The sequence below is a fragment of the Pseudomonas sp. Ant30-3 genome (genome assembly GCF_000690905.1).
Classification (GTDB): Bacteria; Pseudomonadota; Gammaproteobacteria; order Pseudomonadales; family Pseudomonadaceae; genus Aquipseudomonas.
On the sequence record NZ_JMCL01000148.1, the window covers coordinates 1 to 4,764 of the forward strand.

At 60.3% G+C, this 4,764-nt stretch carries 5 protein-coding genes; 1 reads left to right on the plus strand and 4 read right to left on the minus strand.

Going from position 1 to position 4,764, the window contains the following annotated elements:
* Positions 1-300 precede the first annotated feature (300 nt).
* Both DU29_RS0126940 and DU29_RS0126945 read right to left on the minus strand, forming a co-directional pair.
* On the minus strand, positions 301-672 hold the full coding sequence (locus tag DU29_RS0126940) for a YajD family HNH nuclease (protein ID WP_028624492.1): 372 nt from the start codon (positions 670-672) through the stop codon (positions 301-303).
* A gap of 132 nt (positions 673-804) precedes the next feature.
* The gene (locus tag DU29_RS0126945) at positions 805-1,491 is read right to left on the minus strand and encodes a spermidine synthase (protein ID WP_028624493.1); all 687 of its coding nucleotides are present in this window, start codon (positions 1,489-1,491) and stop codon (positions 805-807) included.
* Positions 1,492-1,584: 93 nt separating this feature from the next.
* Here DU29_RS0126945 and DU29_RS0126950 point away from each other — a divergent pair, with 93 nt between their 5' ends.
* Entirely contained in the window at positions 1,585-1,875 is a 291-nt protein-coding gene (locus DU29_RS0126950; protein WP_028624494.1) for a hypothetical protein, read from the plus strand.
* Here DU29_RS0126950 and DU29_RS0126955 read toward each other — a convergent pair.
* Together DU29_RS0126955 and DU29_RS0126960 are read right to left on the minus strand one after the other, a co-directional pair.
* Complete coding sequence (locus DU29_RS0126955; RefSeq protein WP_028624495.1) at positions 1,872-2,345, minus strand: cyclic nucleotide-binding domain-containing protein; 474 nt, start codon at positions 2,343-2,345, stop codon at positions 1,872-1,874. The genes DU29_RS0126950 and DU29_RS0126955 overlap by 4 nt on opposite strands.
* A gap of 216 nt (positions 2,346-2,561) precedes the next feature.
* Complete coding sequence (locus DU29_RS0126960) at positions 2,562-4,616, minus strand: S9 family peptidase (RefSeq protein WP_028624496.1); 2,055 nt, start codon at positions 4,614-4,616, stop codon at positions 2,562-2,564.
* Positions 4,617-4,764 lie beyond the last annotated feature (148 nt).

Below are 4,764 nucleotides of genomic sequence, written 5' to 3' on the forward strand. Positions count from 1 at the left end.
GGATTGGGGGAGGGGTGTTCGGTTGAGATCGGCGGTGTCTGAACCATAGCTATCGCCAGCAGGCTAGCTCCCACTCTGGAGCCAGGGCGGTCCCACATACGATGTGCACCGAAAAACCTGTAGGAGCGAGCCTGCTCGCGATTGCGCAGTGTCAGCTTGAACAAAGGTGACTGGCACACCGCAATCGCGAGCAGGCTCGCTCCCACGTTGGATTACCACCAGACGCAAACTACCTTCTCGCCACTTACCCCGGTGGGAGCGAGCCTGCTCGCGATGAGGCCGGATCAGGCAGCGAAAACCTCAGTCCTCCTTCTTCATCAAGCCCGCCAACGCCGCGAACGGGTTGTGCGTCGCCTTGGCGATCTTCGGCGTGCTCAGCGAGCCTTCGTGGAAATACTGCTGATCGGTGTAGCGCGAGTGCTCGTTGTCATGGCAATACAGGCACAACAACTCCCAGTTCGAGCCGTCCTGTGGGTTGTTGTCGTGGTTGTGATCGCGGTGATGCACGGTCAACTCGCTCAGACGCTTGCCGGAAAATTCCCGGGCGCAGCGGCCGCAAACGTGCGGGTACATCTTCAGGGCCTTGTCGCGGTAACCCATTTCCTTGTCGCGCTGGTTGTCGGCGAGGATGCGGTCCAGTTTCGACGTGTTGGTCGGCGTTGACGAACTCATGGGTTCACCTTTGTAAAAGACTAATGACGGTTATGAACACATTACCCGCAGGAGCCGGCTTGCTGGCGACAGCGGTCATACTGACGCCATCGCCAGCAAGCCGGCTCCTACGGTATTGGTGAGGAGTTTAGCTCAGCCCTTGAGCTTCTCGGCAATCCAGATGGTGTGGCGGGTGCCTTTGTTGCCGTGGGCAAACACCTGCACTTCCTCGGCCTTGAAGCCGGCCTTCTTCAGTTTTTCAGAAAACTGCTTGTCGGCGCTGGCTGACCACACCGCCAGAACACCCTTGGGCCGCAGCGCTTTGGCGCAGGCACTCAGCCCACCTGCGGAGTAGAGCCAGCTGTTGGCCCGTTGCGTCAGGCCTTCAGGGCCGTTGTCGACGTCGAGCATGATTGCATCAAAACCTTGTGGCTCGGCCTGCAGGACTTTCGCCACGTCTTCCATGCGGATCACCGTGCGCGGGTCGAGCAACGGATTGCCGGATTTCTCCCCCAGCGGCCCACGGTTCCATTCGACGACGCCAGGCACCAGTTCGGCGACCACCACTTCGGCCGTTTTACCCAAGTGCTTGAGGGCCGAGGCGAGGGTGAAGCCCATGCCCAGGCCACCGATCAACACCCGCGAGTTCGGGCGTCCGGCAACCTTGCGACAAGGGATTTCCGCCAAGGCATCTTCCGAGCCGTGCATGCGTGTATTCATCAGTTGCCCGCCGTCGCCACCCTGGATCTTGATGACGAAATCCTCACCGTATTCGAACAGGCTAAGGGCACCGCCGTTTTCAGGAATGGGCGCGGTGTCGAGCAGAACGAAACGTTTCATGGGGCTCACTTGAGAAGAATGGGCATTGGGTAGGGCAAACGAACGCAGTTGGGAGTAGCCTGCAAACAGACAACAAGGCCAACGGAGCCATTGATGAAGCGCACTATTCTAACGGTCATTGCCCTGGCCGCGCTCTCGATAACTGCAGTGCAGGCTGCGGATCTCCAAACCATCCCGACCACACCTGCACCGTCGCCCGGCTCGCCTGGCACGGCAACGCCCACGCCATACCCGCAAATCACGCCCAACAGCGTGCCCAAGGCTGGGCCGGGAAGCGGTGGACCGCCGCTGTTGCCGCCGATCAGCGTGCCCAATCCACCCAAGGATCAGCCGTTGCGGGGCCTTGAGCAGGACGGCATGAAGATCAAATCGCCGGGCGGTTAAACCTGTTGAGAAAGCAATTGCCCGTCAGCCATGCGCAGGCGTTTGGACAGCGAGACCGCCAGCGCACGGATAATCTTGGCGGCAATTTTGGGCGCATCGTTGAGCATTTTTTCCAGCGAATCCTTGCCCAGATTAAGCAGCTGGCAATTGCTCGCCGCCACGCAAGTGGCCGAGCGCCGTTCACCGTCGAGCACGGCCATTTCGCCGAACGCGCGACCGCTGCGCAACGTGGCCATGGTCACTGCTTGCCCTTCGCTGTTGGTTTTTTGCACGGCCACCTGGCCGGTGTGGATGATGCACATGAAGCTGCCGGCATCGCCCTCATGGAAAATCTCTTCGCCTTCAGGCACGGCGCTGATGCTGAAATAGCCCGAGGCCGCTGCAAAGTCAGCAGGCAGCAGCTGATCGAACAGGCCGCAGTCCATCAGCCAGTAGCGGATTTCGTTATTCAGTAAGGTCGGTTCTGACATGTCGTCACGTTCTGGTTTTTGTGATTTGTCGCGGTTCAGGCGTTGGTGCTCACTGCCAGTCCCTTGTGGGAGCGGGCTTGCTCGCGATGGCGGTGTACCAGACAACAATGATGTCGACTGACACGCCCTCATCGCGAGCAGGCTCGCTCCCACAGGGTCTGTGTTTTATCGCGCCAAGCGTTCTGGTGTTGAGACCAGACCACCCGCCCAAGTTCCTCAGGCAATACCCAAAACCTTGAAAACAAATGCGTATTCGAGTGCTACGTCACGCAATCCCTGATAACGCCCGCTCATCCCGCCATGTCCGGCGCCCAATTCGGTCTTGAGCAGCAAAGGATTCGTGTCGGTTTTGGTGGCGCGCAATTTCGCCACCCATTTTGCCGCTTCCCAGTACTGCACGCGACTGTCGTTGTAGCCGGCAATCACCAACGTCGGCGGATATGCCTGCGCGGTGACGTTTTCGTACGGCGCGTAGGCCTTGATCCGATCATAAACGTCCGGCTCTTCAGGATTGCCCCACTCGTCGTATTCCGTGACGGTCAATGGCAGGTCCGGGTCGAGCATGGTGTTGAGCACATCCACGAACGGCACTTCGGCGATCGCTGCGCCGAACAATTCCGGACGCATATTGAGCACTGCGCCGATCAGCAAACCGCCGGCGCTGCCGCCGCTGATCGCCAGTTGTTTTGGGGTGGTGTAGCCATTGTCGATCAGGTGCTCGGCGCACGCGATAAAGTCGCTGAACGTATTGTGCTTGTGTTCCTGCTTGCCGGCGCGATACCAGGCTTCACCCAGTTCGCCGCCGCCGCGCACGTGCGCGATCGCAAAAGCGACACCGCGATCCAGCAGACTCAGGCGGGCGTGGGAAAACCACGGGTCGAGGCTTTCGCCATAGGCGCCGTAGCCGTACAGATATAGCGGCGTTGGCTGACCGAGTGCTTCACGTTTGACCACCAGGCTGATCGGCACTTGCGTCCCGTCCGGCGCGGTTGCCCACAAGCGCTGGCTGACGTAGGCATCCGCATCGAAAAGGCCGAGCACCGGCGTTTGCTTGAGCACAACCTGCTCACCGCTGGCCAATGCCAATTGACGGATCTGCGCCGGACGGTTCAACGCCTCGTAGCGCAAACGAATCCTCTCGCTGACGAATTCCAGGCTGTTTTGCACGTGCAGACTGTAGGCGGCATCCGGCAACTGAACGCGATAACTCGGCAGATCCTGCGGGTGGACTTCGATGATCGGCAAGCCGCCTTCGCGCAGGCTGAGGGTCATGGCGCCGGCATTGAGGCTCATGCCGTCGATCATTGTCGAATCGCGATGGGGGATCAGGTTTTGCCATTCAGCCTCGGTCGGCGCGATGCCGGTATCGACCGCCGTGTACAGCGCGAAATTGATGCCGTCGCGGTTGGTGCGGATGAACCAGGTCCATTCGCCATCCCGTACGCCGTGATCGACATCGTATTCGTGGTCCTCAACCCTTGGCGCAATGCAGGTAAACGGCTGATGCGGCTGGAAGGCGTCGAGCACCCAGACTTCGCTGGTGGTCTTGCTGCCCAGGGCCAGCAGCAATTGCTGCTCGGAGCTTGAACGGTAGCAGTGCAGAAAGAAGCGACCGTCTGGCTCGTGGAACACTTCTTCGGCCGCCGTGCCGTCCAGCCGATAGCGGAACAGCTTGTGCGGGCGATGGGTCTCGTCGAGGACACCGAAGAACAGGGTCAGGCTGTCGTTGGCCCAGGTCATGCTGCCGTCGCAATCCTCGAACTCCAGTTCGCTGACGCGGCCGCTGGATAATTCCTTCACGAACAGCGTGTAAATCTCATCGCCCGCCGCGTCGATGCTGTAGGCCAGGCGCTGATGGTCCGGGCTGATGCTGAACGCGCCGAGGGAGAAGAAGCCGCCGTTGGCCAGTTCATTCGGGTCCAGCAGCAGTTGCTCGCGACTTTCGTCGAGCTGCAGGCTGTCATCGGCAGGTCGCGGGCAACGGTAGTGACGGGCGTATTCATCGCCGGCGGTGGTCCGCGTGTAATACAGGTACGGACCCCAAGGGGAGGGCAGCGACAGATCGGTCTCGAGAATGCGTCCCTTGATCTCTTCGAAGAGGGTTTCACGCAACGCTGCCTGATCGGCGGTCTGCGCGTGTTGATAGCTGTTTTCCGCTTTCAGGTAATCGAGCACCGCAGGGGTGTCGCGCTCCTGCAGCCAGGCGTACGGATCAGAACCGTCAGCCTTGTGGGCAATGGGCGCGCTGGTGACGTTGGCGGGTACGGGCATGAATGGCTCTCGAACTATGAACGGAATATGGGTTTCGCACCGTGCTAATGCGGGCTTGTGGCGAGGGGGCTTGCCCCCGCTCGGCTGCGAAGCAGTCGTTAACCGGTCACCGCCATTGGACGATAGGTTGAGGTGACTGTTTCAGGGC